Origin of the sequence: Synechococcus sp. BA-120 BA3 (assembly GCF_034931285.1) — a bacterium.
Lineage (GTDB): Bacteria > Cyanobacteriota > Cyanobacteriia > PCC-6307 > Cyanobiaceae > Cyanobium.
On sequence record NZ_JAYGHZ010000521.1, the window covers coordinates 1 to 533 of the forward strand.

At 75.0% G+C, this 533-nt stretch carries 1 protein-coding gene; it reads left to right on the forward strand.

Annotated features, from left to right (window positions below):
* On the forward strand, window positions 1-533 hold a 533-nt coding region (locus VB737_RS17270), incomplete at both ends, for an ABC transporter substrate binding protein (RefSeq protein WP_500314786.1).

The window sequence follows — 533 nt, forward strand, 5'->3', positions numbered from 1 at the left end:
GGCCTGATCCAGTACGTGCGGGGGGCCGCCCCCGATGCCGCCCGACGCGGGTTCGTGCAGGCCCTGGCCAGGGGCGGCTTCCAGGCGCCGGCCGGTGTGATCCTGCTGGAGCGCTTCAGCGAGGGCAGCATGGCCACCTGCCGCGCCCAGGTGGCGGAGCTGCTGGAGGGCGGGGTCGACATGCTGGTGGCCATCGGCACCCCGCCCCTGGCGGCGATCCTGGCCATCGCCCCGGCCCGGGTGCCGGTGGTGTTCACCTACTGCTCCAACCCGTGGGGGGCCGGGGCCGGCACCAGCTACACCCGCCACCGGCCCAATGTGGTGGGCACGGTCAGCACCAACCCCCTGGCCGAGCAGCTCGATCTCGCCCGTCGGATCACCCCTGGCCTGGCCAGCGTGGGGCTGGTCTTCAATCCCTCCGAGGCCAACGCCAGCTTCGAAGCGGAGCTGCTGCGCCGGGAGGCGGCCCAGCGCTCGGTGGCGGTCGTGGTCGAGCCGGTGGCCGGGCCGGCGGAGGTGGCCCGGGCCACCGA